The organism is Streptomyces sp. NPDC007856, assembly GCF_042868225.1.
In the GTDB taxonomy this organism is placed as follows: domain Bacteria; phylum Actinomycetota; class Actinomycetes; order Streptomycetales; family Streptomycetaceae; genus Streptomyces.
In genome coordinates, this window is sequence record NZ_JBIAEC010000006.1 from 19,512 (window position 1) to 43,833 (window position 24,322).

A 24,322-nucleotide genomic window follows, 5' to 3' on the forward strand; every position below is an offset into this window, starting at 1 on the left:
ATCGGCGGAAGGCTCCGGCGGCCTGGCACGCCGGGGCAGAGCCGGGATGTCAGGCGCCCTGTCGATGTCGTCGGCGGCGGGCTCGGACGACCTGGCACGCCGGGACAGAGCCGGGACGTCCGCCGCCGCGCCGGCGCCATCGGCGGAAGGCTCCGGCGGCCTGGCACGCCGGGGCAGAGCCGGGATGTCAGGCGCCCTGTCGATGTCGTCGGCGGCGGGCTCGGACGACCTGGCGCGCCGGGACAGGGCCGGGATGTCAGGCGCCCTGTCGATGTCGTCGGCGGGGGTCGCACCGTGTTGCTGGACTCGGTCGGTGAGTTCGGCGGGGGCCGCGTCGCGCTCCTGGAACCCGTCCCTGAGTTCGGCGGGAGCCACCTCGCGCTCCTGGAACCCGTCCAGGCGGGAGGCCGTGGTGCGTCGGCGGGAGGGCAGCGGGGCCGGTCCGCCCGTCTCGGGGCGACGGGACGCGGCGAAGGGCAGCTGGTCCGGTTCGTCGCGGCGGGGGCGCTGGTCGGTGACGGGCCTGCCGTGCGAGCTGACCAGTTTGGGAGTCTGACGGCGCGGCAGCGGTACGGGTCCGCGGTCGTCGGTCTCTCCGCGTGACGCGCGGTCGGCGGACGGGGAAGACGCCTCGTCGTCGGCGCGGGTGCGGGAGCGACGGGGCCGGAACAGTCCCCCGCGCTCGCTGTCCTCGTCCCCCAGGACGCCGGGGAAGTCGTCGATGGCGTCGAGATCCACCGGCACCCCCAGCTCGACCGGGCCGTCCAGCAGTGAGGTGGGCACGCCGGGCAGCTGCGCCGGTGCCGCGGACCGTCCGGCGCCGCGGACCGCCTGCCCGATCCCCTTCGCCCGGCGGTCCCGGTCGAGACGGAAGCCGAGGCCGTTGGTGTCCGGTACGTCGTCGCTGAGCAGTGCGTCGGGGATGAAGACGACCGCGGTGGTGCCGCCGTAGGGCGACGGCTGGAGCGAGACCCGTACGTTCTGCCGCTGGGCGAGGCGGCTGACCACGAACAGGCCGAGCCGGTCGGTGTCGGACAGTTCGAACTCGGGGGTCTCGGCGAGGCGCAGGTTGGCGTCCAGCAGCGCCTCGGCCGTCATGCCGAGACCCCGGTCGTGGATCTCCAGCGTGAAGCCGTTGGCCACCCGCTCGCCGAGGACCTGGACGGCGGTGTGCGGGGGCGAGAAGACCGTGGCGTTCTCCAGGAGTTCGGCCGCGAGGTGGGTGAGGTCGGCGACGGCCGGGCCGGTGACGGCCACCCGCGGCAGCCGCCGTACCTCGATGCGTTCGTAGTCCTCGACCTCGGCGACGGCGGCGCGTACGACGTCCATCAGCTGAACCGGGCGGCGCCACTGCCGGGAGGGGGCGGCGCCGGAGAGGATCACCAGGCCCTCGGCGTGCCGGCGCATACGGGTGGTGAGGTGGTCCAGGCGGAAGAGGTCGGCGAGTTCGTCGGTGTCCTCGGTGCGGCGTTCCATGGTGTCGAGGAGCGTGAGCTGCTTGTGCAGGAGCACCTGGCTGCGGCGGGCGAGGTTGACGAAGACCTCGGAGACTCCGGAGCGCAGTTCGGCCTGTTTGACGGCGGCCTCGACGGCGGCCCGCTGCAGGGTGTTGAGGGCCTGGCCGACCTCGCCCATCTCGTTCTTGTCGTACTCCAGGCGCGGCACCTCGGTCTCGACGTCGACCTGCTCACCCGCGGACAGCCGGCGCATCACGCTGGGCAGCCGCACCCCGGAGGCCTCGTGCGCCTCCAGCCGCAACTGGCGCAGGTCACGGATGAGCCCGCGGCCGATCCGGACCGACAGGAAGACGGAGAACACCAGCGCGACCAGGCCGAGCAGGCCCGCGACGGCCGCCTGCAGGATCACGCGCATGGCCACCGGATGGGTACGGTCCTGGAGGCGGTCGCCGACCTGGTCGTCGAGGGTGCCGAGTGCGTCCAGGACGCTCGCCGCCGCGGAGTCCCAGCTCTGCGCGGTGACGCCGCGGGGCGTGCCGGAGTCCGTGCCGATGACGGTCTGTTCGGCCGTGCGCAGCGGGGCGGTGGTGGCGTCCTTCCAGAAGCGTTCGTAGCGTTCGCGGTCGGCGGCCGGCAGCAGCGGCAGGCTGACGTCGTACAGGACGCTGCGCTGGGCGGCGAGGGCGGAGATGTCGCGGGTCTCGTCGCGGGTGAGCCGCCCGACGACGAGGGAGGAGCCGAGCAGGGCGTCCTCGCGGGAGAGCAGTTCACGGGCGCGGCTGACGTTGACCAGCGCGCGTTCCTGCGTGTCCAGATCGACGTTGTCGATGCCTTCGAGGGCGGCGAACAGCGTGAAGCAGGGGTCGACCAGGCGGTTGTAGAGGCCGAAGGCCTGAGCGCGGGTGACCGTGCGCTGCTCGACGTCACGCCGCAGGGAGCCGAGGCCGTCGAAGGCGTCGAGGACTGCGGTGAGGCGTTCGCTGTCGTCCGCGTCCATGTTGTCGACGACGTCGTGGTCGCCGGCGTTCTTGCGGATCGTGGCGATCGCCCGGTCGGTTGCGGCGCGGGTGCGCTGCAGCGCGGACAGGCTGTCGGCGGCTCTCGGATCGGCGAGGTAGACGAGGGCCTGGCGGCGCTCCTGCTGCAGTACGCGGACGGTGTCCTCGGCGGGATAGCCGATGTCCTGCTTGACGTCCGTCACCTGGAACAGGCGGGCGACCTCGCGCCCGGTGAGTACCGTTGCGAAGCCCCAGATGGCGGTCAGGGACACCAGCGGCACGAGAAGCAGCGCCACGATCTTCCGGCGGATCGACTTCCCGCGAAAGCGCATGGCCTCCCCCAGCTCGACCCCCGCCGGTCGGGGGTGCACATGTCCGTCAACAAACGGCGCGAGCCTACTACCGCCTCACAGTTAACTCGAAGACATGTCCGGAGGGTGAACTTCCGTCCCCGCGGCGAGAGATGGCGAGTTGTCCGGTCATTGCGGGAGATTGCCACCGCGATCCCACGGCCGCGCCCGGCCGGACGGAGATGCCTTGACCGGGCGGTTGGCTGGTTTTCTTCCCCCGTCGGGAATCTTCGGGCGGGATCGTTCGTCCTTCTGTACGGGAAATGGGGGCGGAATGGGCCACAGGTGCCGCATCCCGCATCCCGGCGGCGTAAAACAGCGCAAGCCGGGCAGCCACTGGGGAGCCGGAGTCTTGTGACACCGGGCGAGCGGTCTGCTGGCGGTGGGGAGTGACGCGGGTGATGGGCACGACGGAGTGGCGCGAAGCGCCCGAGAAGAACGTGGCGGGGCGCTCGGCGGCCCGGCGGGGCCCGGAGGCACCGGATCGCGACATTCCGGCGCAAGGGCGCGCCAGGGAGTCCACCGGCGGACGGCAGCGGTACTCCCGGCCGTTGTGGGTCGAGGAACCCGCCAGACGCCATCCGATGCCGGATCCGGTGCGTACGGCGGCGGTCCGGGCGCTGCTGATCATCGCGGTGACGCTGATCCAGGCGATGGTGGCATTCCTGTGCACGCTGGCCGAGTCCTGGCTGGCCTTCCCCATGGTGATCAGCAGTGTGGCGAGCACGGTGGTGGCCACCTGGGCCGTGGTCGACGTATGGGTGACCCGCCAGGTGTGGAACCAGCGGTACGGCGTGGTCTCGGAGCCGAGCAGCACGGCCCGGGCACTGCGCCGTGAGCGGCGCGCCCGCCGGCGCGCGGAGCGCGCGGCCCTGCGCGAGCAGGACCGCATACGCCGCCGGGGCACCGGGCAGCTGTCCCACCTGTGATGCCGCCCCTGAGTTCCCCGCGGCCGGCTGCTACGGCGTGTTCGACACCGGCTTCCTGAACATCCGCGTCGCCGTGATCTCGCTGTGCACCGCCTCCCCGGCCTGCGGCTGCTGGGGCAGTCCGGGCCGGAGGTGTTCCTCCACGCTGATGTACTTCAGGCCGGCCCTGAGGTCGGCGTCATTGCGCAGGCGGATGACCAGCGGGAACTCGGCCAGGGCGGTCGTGTCGAACAGGCCGGTGGTGTACAGCAGCTGCACACCGAGCGCGTCCGACACGGCCCGCTGCAGCTCCAGCAGGTAGGTGGCGTTGGCACGGCCGATCGGATTGTCCAGGAACAGCGTGCCGGCGTGCCGCTGCTTGTCCCGGCCCCGGTCGTTGCTTCGCAGCGCGGCCATCGTGCAGTACAGGGCGATCGCCGCGGTGAGCAACTGGCCGCCGGAGAAGACATCGCCCATCTGCCCCACGGGTACGCGCTCGGCGCGCAGTACGGCGTCGGGCTTGAGGATCTCGACGGCCACGCCCTTCGGCTGAAGTGCGGCCGCGACTCCCCGCAGCAGCAGCGACATGCCGTCCCGGCGCAGGTCGGAGTTCTTCTTCACGGCCGCGCGTGTGGCGTCGTCGATGACCTCGCCGAGCCGCTCGGTGAGCGTGGCCTGATCGGGCTCCTCGAAGCGGATGCGCAGGAACTCCTGGCCGGACCACTCGCCGAGTCCCTCGGGCAGCCGGGACAGCCGCTGGGCCGACCTCAGGGTGGCGAGGGCCGACTCCACCAGGCCCCTCAGACGGTCCACGATCGAGTCGCGGTTGCGCTCCAGCTGGGCCAGCTCGTCGGTCAGGACGCGCAGCCGGGGCGCGAACGCGTCCGCCCACTTCTGCGCGTGCTCCGGCAGTGCGGACGCGGGCAGTTCGCGGATCTGCTGCCGGGCCGGGGTGCGGACCTGCTCGTAGCGCGTGGAGTTGGCGTGCCGGACGAGGACGTCGCTCGCCTCGCGCACGGCCGCCTCGGCGGCGGACAGGTCGGCGGCGCAGCCCCGCAGCGAGCGGCGGGCCTCGGCCGCGGAGTGCCGGGCCTCCTCCAGGCTGCCGGGGTACGGCTCCGGCTCCTCCGGCTCCTCCTCGGAGGCGTGTTCGCGCAGCAGGTCACGGAGCATCGCGGCGGTCTCGTCGAAGCCGCCGGCCGCGTCCTCGGCGGCCCGGTGGGCCTCCAGCAGCTCCGCGTGTGCGTCACGGGACTCGGCCAGCGCCCCGGTGCGGGCGGCGAGCTCGCCCGTCGCGGTGCGCAGCAGCGCCTGGGCGTGTTCGGCGTCCCGCGGGACGAGTTCCTCGGGCAGCTCGGTGTGCGCCTCACCGTCCTCGGGGGCGTGCCGCTCGGCCTCGCCGCGCAGCCGGCCGAGCTGCTCGCTCGCGGTGGACATGCGGGTCTCCAGGAGCTGCACCAGCTCCTCCGCGCGGGCGGCGGCGGCCTGCCGGGAGGGTCCGTCGGAGCCGTCCGGCGACTGCAGCAGCTGCTCGGCGCGGGTGCGGACCTTGTTGCTGAGCCGGTCCAGCTCGGCGCGGGCGGCGCTCTCGTCGCTCTCCGCGCGGGCCTGCTCGGCGCGCAGGTCGGCACCGACGCCGACCTTCTCGTACACCTGCGAGGCGGCCCGGTAGGCCTCGCGGAGGGCGGGCAGGGACGCCCTGGGGGCGTCCGCGTCCTCGACCGGTACGTCGTCGGGGGCGCCGGCGATCTCGGAACGCTCGGCGCGCAGGGCTCGTGCGGTGCGGCGGGCGTCGTCGGCGGCGCGCTGGGCCGCGCGGCGGTCCTCGTCGGCGGCACGGGCGCGCTCCAGGCAGGCCTGGGCCCGGGCCTCGGACTCGGCGGCCTCGTCGGCGAGTTCGCGGAGTTTCACCTGCCAGCCGGCGCGCTCGCGGAGCCGGTAGGCCAGGCCGGCGAGGGCGTCGGCGGCGCGACGGGCCTTCTGCGCGGCCTCCTGCCGCTCGTCGCGGACCTGCGCGGCCTCGGCGGCGGCCTCGTCGGCCTCCGCGCGCGCCGTGCGGGCCTCGGCCAGCTCGGCCTCGGCCTCCTCGGCGAACGCACGGGTCTCCTGAGCGGCCTGAGCCAGTTCAAAGAGGCGTCCGGCGGGGCAGCCGGTGCGCCAGGAGGCGAGCCTGGCGGCCAGTTCGCGGTCCTTGCCGAGGCGGGCGGCGAGCGTGCGGATCTCCTCGTCCCGCTCGCCGGCCCGCGCCCGCAGTGCCTGCCGCTCCTCGTCGGCGGCGTGTTCGTCGTGCATGGCCGGGTTCGGCGGCACGAGGAAGACGTCCCGGGAGGCGGCGCTGTCGGCGGGCGGCGGGGCGAGCAGGGCGGCGGCCGTGCCGACGGCGACGGCGGAGCGGGGCAGCAGCGCGGCGTCGCCGAGCGCCTCGCGGGCACGCGCGTGCGTGTCGGGGTCGGTGATGATCACGCCGTCGACCAGTTCCGGGCGGGCGGCGAGCACGCGCGCGTGGTCGGCGGGGTCGACGGCCTGGGCGAGATAGCGCCAGCCAGGCAGCGCCGGGATGCCGTGCTCGCCGAGGAACTCCACCGTGGCCAGGACGTCCGGGCCGGGCGGCAGCAGTCCGCCGTCACCGAGCGCGCCGAGGATCCGGGAGTCGTCGGCGGCGGCGGTGCGCAGCTCGAAGAGGTGCCGTTCGGCGGTCGAGACGGCGTCGTCGAGGAGTTCGCGCAGTTCGTCGGCGAAACGGTCGAGTTCCTCGGGGGTGAGGGAGCCTTCGGCCGGGGGCCGGCCGTGCGGGGCCGTCCCGGCTTCGGAACGGGCACCGGACGCGCCTGCGCCGGACGTTGCCGGGCCGGCCCCGCCGCCGGGGTTGTCGTCGGCTCCGGTCCGGGGTCCGGGCACGTCGGCCCGGCCCGGCCCGGGCGCACCCGGCAGGCTGAGCAGTTCCGCCAGCCGCTCCTCGGCGGCCAGGGACTCGGCGAGGCGCCGCTCGGCCTCGTAGGACCGCTCGGCCGCCGTCGCGGCGTCCGCCGCGCGGGCGGCGGTCAGTTCCGCGCGGGACTCGGCGGCGGCCGCCTCGCGCGCGTGCTCGGTGACCTTGCGGGCGGCCTCGCGGGCCGCGTCCCAGGCGGCGACGGCACTCTTCTCGGCGTCGCTGGCGGCGAGCGCGGCCCGCGCCGGGTCGGCGTCCGGGGCGCTGTCGTCGAGCCAGCCCGCCCGGACGGCCTCGGCGGTCTCCTGCTCGACCTCGGCGAGGCGCTGGCGAAGATGCCCGGCCTCGCTGCGGGCGCGCTGTGCCTCGGTCGCGGCGGTGGTCGAGTCGCGGTAGGCGCAGTCGCCGACCTCCTGGAGGGCGGCGGAGCGCTCCTCCTCCTCGTTGGCGAGGGTCTCGGCGCTCTCGGCGGCCGCGTGCAGGGCCCGTACGAGGTCCACGGCGGCCTTGGCACGTGCGGCGAGCGCGGGCGCGGCGTCCCGCTCCGCCTCCTGGATGGCCGCGGACACACGCGCTGCGCGGTCGGCGGCGGCGCGGTGGCGCAGCACGGCCTCGGCGGCCTGCCAGGCGGAGTGCAGGGTGCGGGCGTCGGCCAGCTCGCGCTTCTGGGCGGCGGCGGACTTCTCGGCGGCGGCGAGGGCCAGCGAGGCGTGCCGGTAGGCGAGTTCCGCCGCGATCAGCGCGCTGCGCTCGCGGGCGCCCTCGGAGTGGGTGACGGCGTAGGCGGCGGCCGTGACCCGCTGGGCGAGGTCGGCGGCGCGCACCCGCTCCTGCACCGCCCGTGCGGACAGCCGCCGGGCGAGGGTGCGGGTACGGCGTTCGGCGCCCGCGTGGATGTCACGCGCGCGTGAGCGGGCCTCGGCGGCCTCGACGATCCGCCCGAGCAGGTCGACCGACCCGGCGGTGAAGTCCCGTTCGGCGATCAGCTCGGCGCGCCGGCCGAGCTTGTTGCCGAAGCCGCTGACGAGGTCGGCGAGGCCGTCGGTGTCACGCGTGTCGGTGACGGCGCGCAGCAGCAGGTCGGTGAAGTCGGAGTCCTTCTTGACCGCGAAGAGCCCTGCGGCCTCGCCCTCGTCGGCGTTCATCTCCCGCTGGTAGCGGAAGAGTTCGGGGTCGAGGCCGAGGTCGCCGAGGTGCTCGATCCAGCGGTCGTGGATCTCCTCCCAGTGCACCTCCAGGTGCGGGTAGGCCTTGCCGGCCTCCGTGAGGGCGTCGCGGAAGCCCTTCATGGTGCGGCGCCGGCCCTGGGCGCCCGAGGTGCCCTCCACGGGCGGCCGTACGGCGGTGGATTCGGCGACGGGCAGGTTGTCCAGGCTCAGTCCGGGGCCGGGCCGGAAGGAGTACCAGGCCTCGGCGAACTTGCGCGGGTCGTTGGACACCTGCCGGCCGCGCCACTCGCTCACCTTGCCGACGACGACGCACTCGCCGGTCTGCACATGCTGCCACTCCAGCGCCACGTGCCCGCAGTCGTCGGCGAGGAGGAACTTGCGCAGCACACCGGTGCTGGCGCCGCCGAGGGTGTTGCGGTGGCCCGGGAGCATGACCGAGAAGATCAGCTTGAGCAGGACGGACTTGCCGCCGCCGTTCTCCAGGAAGAGCACGCCGGCGGGCGCGGGCCGGCGCGGCGGGCCGGACGGCTCCTCCTCGAAGAACTCCGCCTGTGTGGGCGCCGGGTCGGGCACGGGCTCGCCGACGCCCCGCAGGTCAAGCACGGTGTCGGCGTAGCGCGCACCGGCGGGACCGATGGAGTAGAGGCGGACCCGGGACAGCTCGTACATGGCGGACTCTCGTAAGTCTGGTGAAAGGTGCGGTGGTTCAGGAAAGGTGCGGGCTCGGCGGCCGGCCCTCAGGAGTGGAAGGGCAGCCCGGCGTCGGCCACCAGCTCCAGGTCCTCGGTGTCCTCGGCGGGCAGCAGGCTGGCCGTGCCGTCGGTCACCGGTACGACGCCCAGCTCCAGCAGTTCGGCCATGGCGGCGCTGCCGGCCATGTCGCGGACCTGGAGCTGGTAGCGGGCCGTGGTGCGGTAGGTGCCGCCGCCGTCGTCGCCGGTGCGCTGCAGGAAGCCCGAGTCGGTGAGGAAGGCGAGGGCCTTGGCCACGATGCCGGTGGTGGAGGCGGCCGGGCGGCGGGCGTCCTTGGTGGCGCCGGTGGCGCTGCGTCTGGCCCAGATGCGCCAGGCGGCCTCGAGGCCGGGCGCGTCGGTCGCCGGGTCGGTGTTCTCGCCCAGTTCCTCGGCCCGCTCCTCCAGGCGCCGGCAGGCCTGCCGTACGAAGGCGTCGACGCCGTTGACGGTGACGCGGCCGATGTAGCTGTCGTCGGCCAGGTCCTCCGGGCGCGGGAAGGCCAGTGCCGCGACGGCGAGATGGGCGAGCCCGTGCAGGAAGCGGTCGCCGGAGTCGGCGGCGGTGCGACGCGCGTAGTCGCCCATACGGACGGCGAACACCGAGTCCTCGGCGGCCGTGACGGCCATGCCCGCGCGCGGGGACACCTCCAGTACGACGAGGCCCAGGCCGGCGGCGACGGCGTCGGCGAGCCGCGCGAACGCCGGGTCTTCGCGGTACCGGCGCAGCAGCTCCGTGTACTCCTGGTCCCGCGCGGGCTGCAGCTTGGGCTGCAGCCCGAAGGCGACGAGCCGCGCCGCGTCGGCGGCGTCGGCGGGGGTGACGGCGGCGGGCGCCGACGGTGCCGACGACTCCGCCTCACTCCACTCGACGTGCTCGCTCACGGTTGGGGCTCCTTGTCGTGCTGTCGCTGACTCATGCTGCTTCTGTCCGGTCCGCCGCCATCCCGGCCGCGTCCAGCAGGGCGGTTCCCACGATCAGGTCCGCCCCGCCGAACTCGGGATCGTCCAGCTCCGTCCCGTCGTCCACGGCGAACAGCAGCTTCTCCTCGCCCTGCCGATACGCGGTACCGACAGCGGGACTGGCCGCATGAACCGCCAACAGGGCCACCAGATAGGCCAGATCGGGGTCTCCGGTGCGCCGGGCCTCGGACAGCAGCCCCGACAGCCTGCGCGGCGCGTCGGCCGGCAGGTCGAGCAGTTCCATCGCGGCGGCCAGCTGCTCCTCGCTGAACCGGCTGTCGTCCGGCGTGGCGATCAGGTCGGGTTCGGGCATCTCCGCGCCCAGGTGCTCCCGCTCGACGGGCGGCGTCAGCAGTATGTCGACGAGGTCCGCCACCCGGACGGACACCGGCGTGCGCAAGCCCGTGCCGTGGGCGAAGAACGCGTCCGTGACCCGGATCGCCTGCTCCAGGGGCAGCGGTAGGAGCGGGGCGACGAGATGGCCGTACAGGTCGATCCCGGATGTCGTCGCCGGTGTGGCGAAGGCCTGCCGGTCCTGCTCGGCACGGAACAGCGGGCCGGCCTCCAGCAGCCGCGACTGGAGCTGGGTGTGCCGCCGGATGCAGTCCTTGACGATGTCCACCAGCTCGGCGGCGCGGCGCTTGTGCTCCGGCTCCTCGGTCTCGTCGCGGGCCTTGCGGATGTTGGTGAGGATCGCGTTCTCGTGGCGGTAGCGGTCGGCCACGTGGTCCAGGGCCTCGGCGATCATGTCAGGCACCGCGCTGAGCCAGTCGACCGCGCGGACGTTGCGCCGGGTGGCCTCCAGGGCGCGGCGCAGGGTCTCCGAGTACTGCACGGTGCGGTAGCGGGCCTGTTCGGCGGCGAGCTGGGCGTCGGCGAGCCGGCCGCGGCTGATCAGCACCTCCAGCTTGACCTCGGCGGCGATCTGGGCGCTGGTGACGTCGGTGTCGAGGGCGCCGACCAGGACGTTGACCGCCTCGTCCGTCGTGCGCAGGTACACCGTGCCGCCGGGGCCGGGGACCTCCTCGATCAGCTTGAAGTCGTAGTCCCGGCGGACGTACGTACCGTCCGGCGCGAAGGTGCCGTAGACGGCGCGGAAGCCGCGGTCTACGCTGCCGACGTTGATCAGGTTCTCCAGGACCCAGCGGGCCACGCGCTCGTGCTCGGCGGTCGGCCGGTGCGGGGCCTGGGCGGCGATGCGCGGGACGAGCCGGGCCACGATCTGCTCGTGGTCGGCGCCGGTGTCGAAGTCCATGTTGAGCGTGACCAGGTCGATGGCGGCGAGGGCCACCTCGGCCATGCCGTACACCGAGTACTCACCGGCCAGGTTGGCCTTGCGCGCGTCGAGGTCGTGCAGCGGCGCGGTGCAGGCGAGCGCGCGCAGCCGCCGCGCCAGTCCTTCGTCGGCGGCCGGGCCCAATGCGGGGCGCGGCCCCGCGCTGAGCTGGGGCGGAACGCTGTCCGTCGATGCAGGCGAAGTCACGGTGCACAGACTAGGTCCTGGGTCTGACATCGACCCAAACGACAGGGTCCGCCGGTTTGTCGACAGGGTCGCGGGTCGTTACGGGGCGACCCGGCGCCGGTAGACCTCCACCATCCGCTCCAGTGAGTCCGCGAGGTACGTCTCCAGCTGCCGCTCCGCCTCGCTCTTCTCGCCGGCCTCCAGCGACTGCAGGATCTCGCGGTTGCGGGCGAGGTACGGCTCGTGCAGCCGGCGCGGGTCGTCGACCACGTGGAAGGCGAGCCGCAGCTCGGCGAAGACGCTGCGCATCAGTTCGTCGGTGCGTTCGCTGCCCGCGAGGGCGACCAGTTCCCGATGAAAGTGGATGTTGGCGGTGCCCAGCGCCGTCCAGTCGTTCTCCGCGGCCGCCCGTTCTCCTTCGGCGACCGCTGCGGCGACGCCCTCCAGCCGGTACGGCGGCTCGCCGAGCCCGCGCACGACGGCGCACTCGACCAGGGAGCGCGTGCGGTGGATGTCCTCGACGTCCTCGACGGTCAGGACCCGCACGAACACCCCGCGGTTGAGCTCGTGGACCAGCAGGCGTTCGTGTGTGAGCAGCCGGAACGCCTCGCGCAGGGTGTTGCGGGAGACCCCGAGCGCCCCGCCGATGCCGTCCTCCGACAGCCGGGTGCCGGGCGGGAAGTACCCGTCGGCGATGCGGCTCCGGAGGATGTCCGAGACCCGCTCCGCCGTGCTGGTACGCCCCAGGAGCGCACGGTCGTCGGCCAGTGCGGTCGGCTGCTCTGTCATGCCGGAATTCAATCGCACGGACCGGAACGAAACAACATGGGTATTGAGGGATCGTTGAACGATCCTCTACGGTCTCGGAGACGGCATTGCTCACATTCCCGAGGAGCCGGCATGACGCTGACACCGCGTACCGAGGACCTCCCCGTCACAGCAGTCGACCAGCGCGCGCACGCGTGGAGTCCGGAAAGCGCCCGGGCCCGCTTCCGGGAGGGCCTCGCGGGTCCGACGGCCGGGGTCGCGGCGGGCCACACACAGGCCAACCTGATCTCGGTGCCGGCCGACTGGGCCTACGACATGCTGCTGTTCTGCCAGCGCAATCCCAAGCCGTGCCCGGTGCTGGACGTCACGGACGCGGGCTCCACGTCGACCGTTCTGGCCGAGGGCGCCGACCTGCGCACGGACGTGCCCCGCTACCGGGTGTGGAAGGACGGCGAACTGGTCGAGGAGCCCACCGATGTGCGTGCGCACTGGCGGGACGACCTGGTCTCGTTCCTGCTCGGCTGCAGCTTCACCTTCGAGTGGGCGCTCGCCCGGGCGGGCGTGCCGATCCGGCATGTCGAGCAGGGCCGTAACGTGTCGATGTACGTCACCACGCGCGCGTGCCGGCCGGCGGGCCGACTGCGGGGGCCCATGGTGGTGTCCATGCGGCCGGTGCCGCCTGAACACATCCGCGCCGCGATCCGGGAGAGCAGCCTGTTGCCGGCCGTGCACGGCGGTCCGGTGCACTGCGGCGATCCCGAAACCCTCGGTGTCCAGGACCTGGCCCGCCCCGACTTCGGCGATCCGGTGACCGTCGCGCCGGATGACATCCCGGTGTTCTGGGCCTGCGGAGTGACCCCGCAGGCGGCCGTGATGGCGTCGAGGCCGCCGTTCGCCATCACCCACGCCCCGGGCCAGATGTTCCTGACCGACGCCCGCGACGAGCAGTACCGGCTGGCCGGCATCGTCTGAGGCCGGTACGCCCGCGGTGGGGCCTGGACCTCGGCACGGACCAGGCCCCTCGGACATCCGGTCACCTTCCCGAAGGGCCCACCGACCGCCCGGGAGTCACCGGGTGACAGCAGTCGTCCGCGCCGTTTGCGGCCTGGCGGCCGCGGGGGCGCGTCCGGCGCCGTGGCCCCTGGACGGGCCTCAAGGCCCCCTTCCCGGCCGGCCCTCCGCCCCGTCGGGCGCTACCCGGTGACCACGGTGGTCCGCCCCGGCTGCGCCCCCACGGCCGCACAGGCCGAACCGGGCGCCAGGGCCTCGCAGCCCGCATCCGCCACCGCGGCCGCGCGGCCCGGCGCCGGCCTCGCCTCATGGGCCGCGCCCACCGCCGAGACCGCACGCACCGCACCAGCACCCGGCGCTCCGGCCTCGCCGACCGCACGGACCGTCGAGGGCCTCACCTCACCGGCCACACGGACCATCGACGGACCCACCTCACCGACCACGCTGACCATGGAAGGACTCACCTCACCGGCCGCGTGGGCCATGGAAGGACTCACCTCACCGGTCACACGGACCACCGACGGACCCACCTCAGCGACCACGCTGACCGCGGAGGGACTCACCTCACCCGCCACACGAACCACCGACGGACCCACCTCAGCGACCGCATGAACCACCGACGGACCCACCTCACCGACCGCACTGGCCGCGGAAGGACCCACCTCGCCGGCCACACCGGTGAGCGTCGCGGCACGGGCCGTACCGGCCGCACCGGTGAGCGTCGCCGCGAGGGCCGTGTCGGCGCCGGCGGCCCTTTGCGCCGGACTCGGTACGCCTGGTGTCGCCTTGGTGTCCGCAGGGCGCCGCTGAGCCTCGGCGTCCTGGCCGGGGCCCAACGCGGCCAGGGCCGCGGACACCGCCGCCGCGGCGCTCAGGTCGAGTCGGGCACTGGTGCCCCGGGCCCGGTGGTGCAGTTCGTCGGCGGCCAGGCGCAGCAGCTGGGGCAGCAGGTCCTTGCAGCGCCGGGCCACCCAGGCGGTGCCGGCCGTGGCCAGCCACAGCAGGCTCGCCGCCCGGGTCGGGGCGGGGAACTCCGGTTCGGGGGACGGCGGCTGTCCCGTCGCACGGCCCGCCTCGGTGAGCAGGGCGTGGAAGCGGACGGCGAGCTGCCGGTGCCCGCGCTCGCCCGGGTGCAGCCGGTCGGCGCTCCACAGGGTCCGGTCGGTGATCCAGGCACCGTCCGCGGCATGCAGGTGGACCGCTCCGTAGCGCTCGGACAGCGCGTGGACGATCGTGTTGACGGCCCGTTGCCGACGGGCCAGCGGACGCGCCAGGGCGCTCGGCAGGCCCAGCATCGCGCCGGGGTCGGGCAGGCAGGCGGTGAGTACGGTGGCGCCCTCGCGGGTGAAGGCCGCGTAGACCGCGTCGAGGTGGGCGGCCACCGCCTGGATGTCGAAGGTATGGCGCAGCGTGTCGTTGACGCCGATCACCACCGACACCAGGTCGGGACGGCGTTCGAGGGCGGCAGGCGTCTGCCGCTCCAGCACGTCACGGGTCTGCGCGCCGCTGACCGCGAGGTTGGTGAACTCCACGGCGTCGGCGGTCGCGGCGAGGGCGGGGGCCAGGAGCGCGGCCCAGCCCCGCCAGCCGTCCCCGACGGGGTCGCCCACGCCCTCGGTGAGCGAGTCCCCGAGGGCGACGAAGCGGACGGAGCTCATGCCACGCCCTCCGGCACGGTGCGACGGACGCCGGTCGGGCGGAGCACCTCCGCGTCGTGGGCGGCCAGGAACGCCTCCACGGCTGTACCCCAGCCGAAGCACTCCGCACGCGCGCGTGCCGCGTCCCGCCGTGCGCGCTCGCCACGGTCCAGCAGCAGTTCGACGGCGTCCGCGAACGCCTCGCCGCGGTCGGCCGCGGTCGCCCCGGCGGTGCCGATGACCTCGGGCAGCGCGGAGGACGCGCTCGCCACGACGGGCGTGCCGCACGCCATGGCCTCCAGGGCGGCGAGCCCGAAGGTCTCGGCGGGCCCGGGCGCGAGGGCGATGTCCGCGGTCGCCTGGAGGGCGCCGAGCGCGGCCCGGTCGGAGACGTGCCCGAGGAAGGTCACGGGCAGCCCGTGCTCCCGCGCGCGCTGCTCCAGCCGGGCCCTGAGCGGCCCGTCCCCGGCCACCACGAGCACCGCCCGGCGCCCGCGCCGTATCAGCCCCTCCAGGGCGTCCAGCGCGGTGCCGGGGCGCTTCTCGACGGACAGCCGGGAGCACATCACGAGCAGCGCCTCGTCCCCGCGCGCGTGCAGGGTGCGCAGGCCCGGGTCGCGCAGGGCGGGGTGGCGTTCCGTCAGGTCGACGCCGAGGGGGGCGCGTACGACGTTGCGCGCGCCTATGCGCACGAACTCGCGCTCGGCGAACTCCGTGGTGCACACCACCCGCGAGTAGACGTGCGCGGTACGGGTGTTCAGGGCGTCGGCGGCCCGGCGGGAGAGGTGCTCGGGCAGGCCCCAGGTGCGCAGCACGCCGTCGGCGGTCTCGTGGGAGACCATCACGGCGGGCACGCGCGCGCGGCGGGCCCAGCGGCCGGTCCAGCGCAGGGTCGTGCGGTCGGAGACCTCCAGGCGGTCCGGGGCCAGCTCCTCCAGGAGGGCGGCGACGCGCCGCTTGTCGGTGAGGACGCGGTAGCCGCCGGTGCCGGGCAGCAGCGGGCCGGGCAGGGTGATGACCCGGCCCTGCTCGGTGTCGCGGTCGGTGTGCCGCTCGCCGGGCACGATCAGGACGGGTTCGTGGCCGGTCGCCCGGAAGCCCTTGCCCAGCTCGCGCAGCGCGGTGCGCAGGCCGCCGGAGGCCGGGGCGACGAAGTTGGCGAGCCGGACGATGCGCAGGGACTGGCCGGTCATGCCGCCACCGCCGTCTTCCGTGCCGCGAGCACGTCGTCGTAGTGGGCGATCAGCTGGTCGCCGACGGCGGCCCAGGTGCGGCCCTCGACCATGGTGCGGGCGGCGGCGCCGAACGCGGTCCGCCGCGCCGGGTCGACGGCCAGTTCGCGGACGGCCTCCGTCACGGCTGTGACCTCGCGCGGCGGGACCAGGTATCCGGTGCGACCGTGGGCGACCAGGTCGAGCGGCCCGCCGGCGGCGGGCGCGACGACCGGGACCCCGCTGGCCATGGCCTCCTGGACGGTCTGGCAGAACGTCTCGAAGGGGCCGGTGTGCGCGAACACGTCCAGCGAGGCGAAGATCCGCGCGAGGTCGTCGCCAGTGCGGCGGCCGAGGAAGACGGCGCCGGGCAGGGCCTCGGTGAGGTGGGCGTGGCTGGGCCCGTCACCGACGACCACGACCTTGACGCCGTCCAGGCCGCAGGCGCCGGCGAGGAGTTCGACGTGCTTCTCGGGAGCGAGCCGGCCGACGTAGCCGACGATCAACTCGCCGTTCGGCGCGAGTTCGCGGCGCAGCGCCTCGTCACGCAGATCTGGCCGGAAACGTACGGTGTCCACCCCGCGCGGCCACAGCCGGACCCGGGGTACCCCGTGCGCCTCCAGGTCACCGAGGGCGGCGCTGGAGGGGGCGAGGGTGCGGTCGGCGGCGGCGTGCACGGAGCGGATCCGCCGCCAGGCGGCCGCCTCGCCGGCACCCATGTAGGTGCGGGCGTAGCCGGCGAGGTCGGTCTGGTAGACGGCGACGGCGGGGATGCCGAGTCTGGCGGCGGCGGCCATGCCGCGCACGCCGAGGACGAAGGGGCTGGCGAGATGTACGACGTCAGGCCGGTGTCCGACGAGCGCGGCGGCGAGCCGCCGGCTGGGGAGGGCGACGCGGACCTGGGGATAGCCGGGGAGCGGGAGGGAGGGGATCCGGACGACCGGGCACGGGGCGTCCGTGTCCGGTCCGCTGCCCGGAGCGGGGGCGGGGGCGACGACGAGCGGATGGTGACCGCGATCTACGAGGTGCCGGGCGGTCTGGAGCGCGCAGTGGGCCACGCCGTTCACATCGGGGGGAAAGGATTCGGTCACGATGACGACACGCATACGGGTGTTGTCGCCGCGCGGGGCGTGGCCGCGTCGACTTCGATCTTTCCGCCCGGGGAACGTCCTGTGAGCGTTGGGCTGCGCACCCAGGCAGGTCAGACGGCCGTCATGACCGCCTGACCTGCGGGACACCCGGTGTTCACACGGCGGGCGGTCGTCGGCCCGGGCCGTGTGTGCGTGGGGTCAGCCGAGGGCCGCGTCGGGTCCGAAGCGGCTGCGTACCGCCGTCTGCACTTCCGCCTCCTCGGCCGGGTCGGCGGCCAGGCGGCGCAGGCGCTCGACGACCCGGGCGTCACCGGTCTCGGCGTGCCGGGCGGCGAGTTCGCGGGTGGTCTCCTCGCAGTCCCACAGGCATTCGACGGCGAAGCCGGTGGCGAAGGAGGGGTCGGTGGCGGCCAGGGCGCGGGCGGCACGGCCGCGCAGATGGGAGGAGGCCGTCTCACGGTAGATGTGGCGCAGTACGGGGGCGGCGCAGGCGATGCCGAGGCGTCCGGTGCCGTCGACGAGGGTCCAGAGTGTGGGCGCGTCGGGGCCCTCGCCCCGCACGGCCTCGCGGAGGGCGCCGAGGACGAGGTCGCGGTCCTGGACGCCGCCGCGGCAGGCGAGCATGCGTCCGGCCGCGGCGCCGAGCACGTCGGGGCGCTGGGCCCAGCGGCGGGCGCGGTCGACGGCGGCGACACTGCGCATCCGTTCGAAGGCGTCGGCGGCGGCCTCCACGACGACGGACGTGCCGTCGGCGACGGCGGCCTCGATCAGATCGAGGGCCTCGGGGTCGTTGCTGTCGGCGAGATAGCGCAGCGCGGTGCAACGGGCCCCGTCGATGCCGGTGCGGGCGGCCTGGACGATCTCCGGCCGGTCCTCGGGGCCGGCCACGGCGACCAGACAGCGGGCGGCCGGCACATGAAGGGCGGCGCCGCGGTCCATGCCCTGCTGGGCCCATTCGAAGACGGCGCGCACGCTCCATCCGGGCCGCGGGCCGGTGGGCCGCATCTGCCGCTGCCAGCGGTCGAAACAGCCGGTCTCCTGGGCGGCACGCACGCGTGTGGCGATCGATTCGCGCGGATCCTCGGCCCACAGCCGCCAGGGCCGCGGCTCGAAGGCGTCGCGTACGGCGGCGGCGAGCTCGGCCTCGCCCTCGGGGTCGGTGCCGAAGCGGGCCAGAACGGGCGCGGCGAGGGCGCGCAGGCCCGCGTCGTCGTCCCTGAGGGCCAGCTCGTCCAGGGCCCAGGCCCAGTTGGAGCCGTGGGCGGCGTACCTGCGCAGCAGCACGAGGGCGTCCCGCCTGCCGTAGGAGGCGAGGTGCCCGAGCACGGCCAGGGCGAGGCCGGTGCGCGACTCGTCGGTGTCGAGGACGTCCTCGGGGTCGAAGAGGTGCGCCTCGATCGCGTCCAGCTCGCCGTTGAGGTCGAGGTAGAGACGGGCGTAGTAGAGCGAGCGGTTCTCCACCTGCCAGTCGTGGCGGGGATCGCGCAGTACACAGTGGTCCAGGGCCGCGAGGGCTTCGGCGCGCGGGGCGGTGAGCGCGTGCAGCGTGCCGTCGCCGCGGCCCCGCTGGAGCAGGCCGAGCAGCGTACCGCTGGGCGCTATGACCGGATCGAACATGGGAAACAGCCTCACATCAAGCGTCGACGCAACCGGAGAACACGCACTACCTGGCCGCGTGACACAACGTCGGAGCGCCCGCCGTCTCTTGCTTGCCGAAGACCATTTCTCTCTGCCTCTCGTCGGTGGCCCATGCGGACCGCATCACGGTCCGCGCGGTGCGGCATCCCCTGCCCAGCCATCGCGTCCGTGAATCACGTCGTCATGATGACCCGGCGGTTTGTGCTGCCGCGACCGTATTTCCGGCGGCCTCTTACCGCCTCCCCCGTTTTTCGTGTCGTACCTGGTCAGGACATGCGCGTCAGTGCGCGCCGAACAGCTCCAGGAGTTCCGCCTTGCCGAACATCCGGGCGGTGTCGACGGCCGACGGGGTCCCCGCGGCCGGGTCGGCCCCACCCTCCAGGAGCGCCTTGATCACGTCCGTCTCACCCTTGAAGACGGCACCCGCGAGCGGGGTCTGGCCTCGGTCGTTGATCTGGTCCGCGGCGGCGCCCCGGGCGAGCAGGGCGCGTACCGCGTCGGCGTGCCCGTGGTAGGCGGCGAGCATCACCAGGGAGTCGCCACGGTCGTTGGTGAGGTTGGCCGGAACGCCGGCGTCCACGTAGGCCACGAGCGCCTCGGTCCGCCCCTGCCGGGCCAGATCGAAGATCTTGGTCGCCAGCTCCACGACCTCGGGGTCGGGGGCTTCACTCATCGGCCGGACCGCCTCTCCTGCGAACTTCGGGGACTTCAGGGAGCGTACGGCAGCGAGAGCGGAACGCGGCCGTACGAGTGAATCGCCAGCGTACTGGCTGGCGCGGCACATGACCCGATGTGCCCGAGGTAAAGATCACCGACAGCCCCCGTCGGGGGCAACCACCCAGCTCAGCCGGGCCGGACGTGACCACTGTGCCAAGTGGGTGAAATCCACCGAATTTCACTCAGTTGCACCTTTAATCGTATGGATACATCCTGTGATCCTGGAAGAACTCATGGTGACTGTCCCCCACCCAATGACACCAGGAGGCCCTCAATGATCCTCTCCATCTCAGGCGTCATGCTGCTCGGCGTCGTCGTCTTCCTCTTCTTCCGCAAGGACGGCCTCAAGGGCTCGCACGCATGCACATCGGCCCTGTTCGGCTTCTACCTCGCCAACACGGGCATCGCCCCGAGCATCAAGGCCGGCGGAGAGAGCCTGGCGAGCCTCCTCGGCGGCATCAAGTTCTGACCCCGCCCGTCCCGCCCGCACGCACCGTCAGGAGACAGCAGTGGCCCGGCGCCCTCTCCCCCGCATTCTGAGCAAAGACAGCGCCCAGATCGCCCGGACCCAGCTCGCCCGGAGCCGGGAGCTGGCCCGGACGGCGGCCGACAGCGCCACCGACGTGCTCCACCCGCTGATCACCGTCACGCGCGGGTTGCGCCTGCTGGCCTCGGCCGGACGGCGCAGATGGGCGGCCACACCCCAGGACAAGCGCGGGCCGCTGCTCTTCCTCTCGGCCTCGGTGATCCTGGCCGTGGCGCTGATGCCGTACGGGCCGCTGCTCGCCGTCATCACCCTGATGGCGGCGGCGGCCTGGCAGGGCCGCGACCGCACCCCGTCGGCCCCGGAGGGGCCCGACGAGTCCCAGATCGAACGGCTCCAGTCCCTGTACGAAGCCCTGGTGCCGTACTTCTCCACCCCCGAGGACCCGGCGCCGCTGTACGCGCACGGCGGGGAGTGGGAGAAGGCCTTCACCGCCCACGAGTTCGACGACGCGGGGCGCGTCGGCCATCTGGAGATCCGCTACCCCGCGTACTTCCCGGACGGCGAGCCCGAGGCCCGCATGCGCATCGAGCAGCTGCTCACCGCCAAGGCGGGCCGGGGCCGCGAGTACCGCTTCACATGGGACGAGGAGGGCAACCAGCTCACCGTCACCGTCCTGTCTCCGCTGCCCGCCGACATCCCGGCCCAGCACTTCGTCACCGCGCCCGGCGAGACCGTCCTCGGCTTCACCGACCCCAGCGAGGTGCAGCGCACGCTCCCCCTCTGCTACGGAGAGGAAGAGATCGACGTGCCGCCGGTCGTCTGGCGCACCGGCATCCGCTCCACCGAGCCGCACCTGCTGGCCATGGGCCACCCCGGCAGCGGCACCTCGACCCTGCTCCGCTCCATCGCCCTGCAGGCCCTCCAGTACGGCGACGTCCTGATCGTCGATGGCGGCGGCACCGGTGAGTACGCGTGCCTGACCGGCCGGCACGGCGTCCTGTCCGTGGAGTGCGCGCTGCCCGGTGCGCTTGCGAGCCTGGAGTGGGCGGCGCAGGAGACCGAGCGGCGGCTCATCGCCATCAACCTGGCCCGGCAGGCGGGCGACCCGCCACCGGCCGACGCCCGCCGGCCGCTGTGGATCATGCTGGACCGCCCCTCCGTCTTCGCCCACCTCGCCGCGATGGACGGCCGCAAGGACCCGCAGGCGCTGCTCCAGGTGCCGCTGCGGCACGGCCGTGCGGCGAACGTGACCATCGTCGTGGCCGAGCAGTTCGACAGCGCGGAGGCCTTGAGCGACGCGGTACGGCAGCACACACGCGCGCGTGTCGTGCTCGGGCCCGCGGCGCCTCGGCAGGTGGAGGCGGTACTGGGCGCTCGACCGCACACCACGCCGCTCGGGCACGTACCGCCGGGGCGCGGGTATGCGCGGCTGGGGTCGGGTCCGGTGCACCGGCTTCAGGTGCCGCGTACGCCGGACCCGTACGACGACGAGACCAGCGACGCCGATCGGCAGGCGGTGCTGGAGTTGCTGCCGGCGCGGGCCACTGCCGTGGGGGCTCAGCCGACTCGGCCGGCACAGGCTCCGGAGCCGGCGGATCTGACGAAGCCGGGGGTGCCTGCGGAGGCGGCCGGATAGCGCCGTCGGGGTTGGGACCGTGGGCCGGGTTCGTCGTGGCCGTCGCGGCCACGCCGAACCCGCAGCCGCTGACGCGCAACGCGCCCCGAGCCACCAGGCGCCCGGCCTAAGCCACGAACGTGCCCGGCGCCTCCACACCCCCCGTGACGCCGGTCTCCACCAGTCGGACCGCCGCGGCCAGCCGGACCGCCGCCTCCTCCGCCACCACTCCCCCGACGGTGAACGGCAGTCGGAGGTAGCCCTCGAACGCGCCGTCCACGCCGAAGCGGGGGCCGGAGGGGACTCGGACGCCGGTCCGCTCGCCCGCCTCGGCGAGCCGGGAGCCGGACAGGCCGCCGGCGCGGACCCACAGGGTCAGGCCGCCCTTCGGCAGGTCGAACTCCCAGGTCGGCAGCTCACGCCGGATCGCCGCCACCAGCGCGTCCCGGTTCTCGCGGGCCTGGGCCCGGCGCAGCTCCACCGCCTGCTCCCAACCTCCCGTGCTGAAGAGCCAGTTGACGGCGAGCTGTTCCAGCACCGGCGTACCGAGATCGGCGTACGCCCGCGCGGCGACCAGGCTGCGGATGACGTCCGGAGCCGCCCGCACCCAGCCGATCCGCATGCCCGCCCAGAACGCCTTGCTCGCCGAGCCGACGGTGATGACGGTCGAGCCGGCCGGGTCGAAGGCGCAGACCCGGCGCGGCATCCCGCCGTCCGCGAACTCCTCGTCCAGCCACAGCTCGGTCATCGTCTCGTCGGCGACCAGCACCGTGCCGGCCGAACGCGCCGCGTCCACCAGCCGGCGCCGCTGGTCCTCGTCGGCGAGCGCGCCGGTGGGGTTGTGGAAGTCGGCGACGACGTACGCGAGCCGGGGCGCGGCCTCGCGCAGGACCTGGCGCCAGCGATCCATGTCCCAGCCGGACAGCCCCTCTGCCATCGCGACCGGGACCAGCCGGGCACCTGCCTCACGCATCAGCTGCAGGATGTTGGCGTACGACGGGGACTCCACCGCGATCCGCTCGCCCCGGCCGGCGAATAGATGGCAGATCGCGTCGATGGCGCCCATCGCACCGGTCGTCACCATGATCTGCTCGGGCATGGTGGGGATCCCGCACGCGGTGTAGCGCTCGGCGATCATCGAGCGCAGCGCGGGCAGGCCGGCCGGGTAGTCGCCGTGCGTGTGGGCGTACGGCGGCAGTTCCTCCAGGGCGCCCTGCACGGCTCGGGTCAGCCAGGGCTCGGGGGCCGGGAGCGAGGCGCAGCCGAGGTCGATCATCGAGCCCAGGGCCTCGGGGGGCAGCGGCTCCAGGCCCCGGGCGGGCAGCGGGTTGCCGGCCGGCACGGCGGTCCAGCTGCCGGCGCCGCGCCGGGACTCCAGGAAGCCCTCGCCGCGCAGCGCCTCGTACGCGGCCGCGACGGTGGTGCGGCTCACGGACAGGGCGAGGGCGAGTTCGCGTTCGGCGGGCAGGCGGGCCGCCACCGGGACGCGCCCTTCCAGCACCAGCAGCCGGATGCCGTCGGCGAGGGCGCGGTAGGCGGGCGGACGGCGGGTGCCGGGGCCGGCCGGGCGGTCCTGCTGGGACTTGAGGAGCCGGGCGAGCTGCGCGGCCCCCATGGCAGAGGTCCACTGCGCCATGACGATCAGTCCACCTTCCCCGAATTGGCCATGGATGGATATTGTTCCCAAGCCACAGAGTGACATGCGTCAGGCCACCGCCACCACCCAGGGGGGTACTTCGTGTCCACTCGGCGCCGTCTCGGACGGCGGTTGATCCAGCTGTACACCGGGCTCGTGCTCTACGGCGTGAGTTCCGCCCTGCTCGTCGAGGCGGGCCTGGGCCTGGAGCCCTGGAACGTGCTGCACCAGGGCCTCGCCGAGTTCACCGGGCTGACCATCGGCGTGGTGTCGATCCTCGTGGGCGCGGCGGTGCTGCTGCTGTGGATCCCGCTGCGCCAGCGCCCCGGGCTCGGCACGGTCTCGAACGTCTTCGTCATCGGGCTCGCCATGGACGGCACACTCGCGCTCGTCCCGGACGCGCACTCCGTCGTCGTACGCGTCCCGCTCCTGCTCGCCGGGATCGTGCTGAACGGTGCGGCGACCGGCCTCTACATCGCGGCACGCTTCGGTCCGGGCCCCCGCGACGGGCTGATGACCGGGCTGCACCGGCGCACCGGCCGCTCGATCCGGCTGATGCGGACCGGCGTTGAGGTGGCGGTGGTGGTCAGCGGGTTCCTGCTGGGCGGCAGCATCGGCATCGGCACCGTGCTCTACGCCATGGCCATCGGGCCGCTGGCACAGCTGTTCCTGCGGGTGTTCGCCGTCCCGGCGGCATCGCCTGGCAGCACGGTCGTTGCCACCGCGACACCGGAGCGGGCCATACTGCCAGGGTGACCCTCCCGACTTCGCGCATACGCCACCCCTACCTCGACCATCCCGGCCCGATCGCCTTCGCCCACCGCGGTGGTGCCGCCGACGGCCTGGAGAACACCATGGCGCAGTTCCGGCGCGCGGTCGAAATGGGCTACCGCTACATCGAGACCGACGTGCACGCCACGGCCGACGGCCGGCTCGTCGCCTTCCACGACTCCACGCTGGACCGGGTCACCGACGGTGCGGGCCGCATCGCGGACCTGCCCTGGGAGGACGTGCGGCACGCGCGCGTGGGCGGCCGGGAACCGGTGCCGCTGTTCGAGGAGCTGCTGGAGACCTTCCCCGAGGTCCGCTGGAACGTCGACATCAAGGCGGAGCCCGCGCTGCGCCCCTTCCTGGAGCTGATCGAACGCACGGACGCCTGGAACCGGGTCTGCGTCGGCTCGTTCTCCGAGGCGCGCGTGCTGCGCGCCCAGCGGCTGGCCGGGCCGAAGCTGGCCACCTCCTTCGGCACCCGTGGGGTGCTGAACCTGCGGCTGCGCTCCTGGGGGCTGCCGGCCGCCGTGCGCAGGTCCGCCGTCGCCGCGCAGGTGCCCGAGGCCCAGTCGGGCGTTCCGGTGGTCGACCATCGCTTCGTCCGCGCCGCCCACGCGTACGGACTGCAGGTGCACGTGTGGACGATCAACGAACCCGAGCGCATGCACCGGCTCCTGGACCTGGGAGTCGATGGCATCATGACCGATCACATCGACACGTTGCGCAAGGTCATGGAGGAGCGCGGGGTCTGGGTCTGACCACCCGGCCGCCCC

16 protein-coding genes and 1 pseudogene are annotated in these 24,322 nt (G+C 73.9%); 6 read left to right on the forward strand and 11 right to left on the reverse strand.

The window, feature by feature from the left end:
* Positions 1–2,787 (reverse strand): nitrate- and nitrite sensing domain-containing protein (locus ACFYOH_RS15920; RefSeq protein WP_388626017.1); only part of this gene is annotated, 2,787 nt, incomplete at its 3' end.
* A 419-nt stretch (positions 2,788–3,206) separates the two neighbouring features.
* Between ACFYOH_RS15920 and ACFYOH_RS15925 the strand changes: the two genes are divergently transcribed.
* Entirely contained in the window at positions 3,207–3,734 is a 528-nt protein-coding gene (locus ACFYOH_RS15925; RefSeq protein WP_388626019.1) for a hypothetical protein, read from the forward strand.
* A 30-nt stretch (positions 3,735–3,764) separates the two neighbouring features.
* On the opposite strand, the gene ACFYOH_RS15930 is transcribed toward ACFYOH_RS15925, so the two are convergent.
* The 4 genes from ACFYOH_RS15930 to ACFYOH_RS15945 form a co-directional block, all read right to left on the reverse strand.
* Complete coding sequence (locus ACFYOH_RS15930) at positions 3,765–8,480, reverse strand: hypothetical protein (RefSeq protein WP_388626021.1); 4,716 nt, start codon at positions 8,478–8,480, stop codon at positions 3,765–3,767.
* A 68-nt stretch (positions 8,481–8,548) separates the two neighbouring features.
* On the reverse strand, positions 8,549–9,427 hold the full coding sequence (locus tag ACFYOH_RS15935) for a hypothetical protein (RefSeq protein ID WP_388626023.1): 879 nt from the start codon (positions 9,425–9,427) through the stop codon (positions 8,549–8,551).
* A gap of 31 nt (positions 9,428–9,458) precedes the next feature.
* On the reverse strand, positions 9,459–10,988 hold the full coding sequence (locus tag ACFYOH_RS15940; RefSeq protein ID WP_388626024.1) for a hypothetical protein: 1,530 nt from the start codon (positions 10,986–10,988) through the stop codon (positions 9,459–9,461).
* 78 nt (positions 10,989–11,066) lie between these two features.
* The gene (locus ACFYOH_RS15945; RefSeq protein ID WP_388626025.1) at positions 11,067–11,756 is read right to left on the reverse strand and encodes a GntR family transcriptional regulator; all 690 of its coding nucleotides are present in this window, start codon (positions 11,754–11,756) and stop codon (positions 11,067–11,069) included.
* 111 nt (positions 11,757–11,867) lie between these two features.
* On the opposite strand from ACFYOH_RS15945, the gene ACFYOH_RS15950 reads away from it, so the two are divergent.
* A complete protein-coding gene (locus ACFYOH_RS15950; protein WP_388626027.1) occupies positions 11,868–12,707 on the forward strand; it encodes a putative hydro-lyase in 840 nt (279 codons plus the stop codon).
* A gap of 857 nt (positions 12,708–13,564) precedes the next feature.
* On the opposite strand, the pseudogene ACFYOH_RS15955 reads toward ACFYOH_RS15950, so the two are convergent.
* The 5 genes and pseudogenes from ACFYOH_RS15955 to ACFYOH_RS15975 form a co-directional block, all read right to left on the reverse strand.
* Positions 13,565–14,404: pseudogene (locus ACFYOH_RS15955) on the reverse strand (SGNH/GDSL hydrolase family protein); the annotation flags it as partial.
* Positions 14,401–15,576: a glycosyltransferase gene (locus tag ACFYOH_RS15960; protein WP_388626029.1), complete on the reverse strand. Its 1,176-nt coding sequence runs from the start codon at positions 15,574–15,576 to the stop codon at positions 14,401–14,403. The gene ACFYOH_RS15960 and the pseudogene ACFYOH_RS15955, both read right to left, overlap by 4 nt.
* Positions 15,573–16,700, reverse strand: coding sequence for a glycosyltransferase family 4 protein (locus ACFYOH_RS15965; RefSeq protein ID WP_388626031.1), 1,128 nt, complete (start codon positions 16,698–16,700; stop codon positions 15,573–15,575). The genes ACFYOH_RS15960 and ACFYOH_RS15965 overlap by 4 nt, the downstream gene beginning before the upstream one ends.
* 183 nt (positions 16,701–16,883) lie before the next feature.
* Positions 16,884–18,302, reverse strand: coding sequence for a HEAT repeat domain-containing protein (locus tag ACFYOH_RS15970; protein WP_388626033.1), 1,419 nt, complete (start codon positions 18,300–18,302; stop codon positions 16,884–16,886).
* Positions 18,303–18,603: 301 nt separating this feature from the next.
* A complete protein-coding gene (locus tag ACFYOH_RS15975; RefSeq protein WP_388626034.1) occupies positions 18,604–18,996 on the reverse strand; it encodes an ankyrin repeat domain-containing protein in 393 nt (130 codons plus the stop codon).
* Between the two features lie 318 nt (positions 18,997–19,314).
* Here ACFYOH_RS15975 and ACFYOH_RS15980 point away from each other — a divergent pair, with 318 nt between their 5' ends.
* Entirely contained in the window at positions 19,315–19,509 is a 195-nt protein-coding gene (locus ACFYOH_RS15980) for a hypothetical protein (protein WP_055706964.1), read from the forward strand.
* Positions 19,510–19,549: 40 nt separating this feature from the next.
* Entirely contained in the window at positions 19,550–21,163 is a 1,614-nt protein-coding gene (locus tag ACFYOH_RS15985; RefSeq protein WP_388626036.1) for a hypothetical protein, read from the forward strand.
* A 106-nt stretch (positions 21,164–21,269) separates the two neighbouring features.
* Here ACFYOH_RS15985 and ACFYOH_RS15990 read toward each other — a convergent pair whose 3' ends face one another.
* The gene (locus tag ACFYOH_RS15990; RefSeq protein ID WP_388626037.1) at positions 21,270–22,778 is read right to left on the reverse strand and encodes a PLP-dependent aminotransferase family protein; all 1,509 of its coding nucleotides are present in this window, start codon (positions 22,776–22,778) and stop codon (positions 21,270–21,272) included.
* Between the two features lie 102 nt (positions 22,779–22,880).
* On the opposite strand from ACFYOH_RS15990, the gene ACFYOH_RS15995 reads away from it, so the two are divergent.
* Positions 22,881–23,534, forward strand: a complete 654-nt coding sequence (locus tag ACFYOH_RS15995) for a YitT family protein (RefSeq protein ID WP_388626038.1) — start codon at positions 22,881–22,883, stop codon at positions 23,532–23,534.
* Entirely contained in the window at positions 23,531–24,307 is a 777-nt protein-coding gene (locus ACFYOH_RS16000; protein ID WP_388626040.1) for a glycerophosphodiester phosphodiesterase, read from the forward strand. Before ACFYOH_RS15995 ends, ACFYOH_RS16000 begins: the two co-directional genes overlap by 4 nt.
* The last annotated feature ends 15 nt before the right edge of the window (positions 24,308–24,322 follow it).

Excerpts from the sequence above, each read along its gene's own strand:
- ACFYOH_RS15925 (WP_388626019.1), top strand. The coding sequence starts at position 3,207 with ATGGGCACGACGGAGTGGCGCGAAGCGCCCGAGAAGAACGTGGCGGGG.
- ACFYOH_RS15930 (WP_388626021.1), bottom strand. The coding sequence starts at position 8,480 with ATGTACGAGCTGTCCCGGGTCCGCCTCTACTCCATCGGTCCCGCCGGT.
- ACFYOH_RS15945 (WP_388626025.1), bottom strand. The coding sequence starts at position 11,756 with ATGACAGAGCAGCCGACCGCACTGGCCGACGACCGTGCGCTCCTGGGG.
- ACFYOH_RS15950 (WP_388626027.1), top strand. The coding sequence starts at position 11,868 with ATGACGCTGACACCGCGTACCGAGGACCTCCCCGTCACAGCAGTCGAC.
- ACFYOH_RS15960 (WP_388626029.1), bottom strand. The coding sequence starts at position 15,576 with ATGACCGGCCAGTCCCTGCGCATCGTCCGGCTCGCCAACTTCGTCGCC.
- ACFYOH_RS15965 (WP_388626031.1), bottom strand. The coding sequence starts at position 16,700 with ATGCGTGTCGTCATCGTGACCGAATCCTTTCCCCCCGATGTGAACGGC.
- ACFYOH_RS15970 (WP_388626033.1), bottom strand. The coding sequence starts at position 18,302 with ATGTTCGATCCGGTCATAGCGCCCAGCGGTACGCTGCTCGGCCTGCTC.
- ACFYOH_RS15975 (WP_388626034.1), bottom strand. The coding sequence starts at position 18,996 with ATGAGTGAAGCCCCCGACCCCGAGGTCGTGGAGCTGGCGACCAAGATC.
- ACFYOH_RS15980 (WP_055706964.1), top strand. The coding sequence starts at position 19,315 with ATGATCCTCTCCATCTCAGGCGTCATGCTGCTCGGCGTCGTCGTCTTC.
- ACFYOH_RS15990 (WP_388626037.1), bottom strand. The coding sequence starts at position 22,778 with ATGGCGCAGTGGACCTCTGCCATGGGGGCCGCGCAGCTCGCCCGGCTC.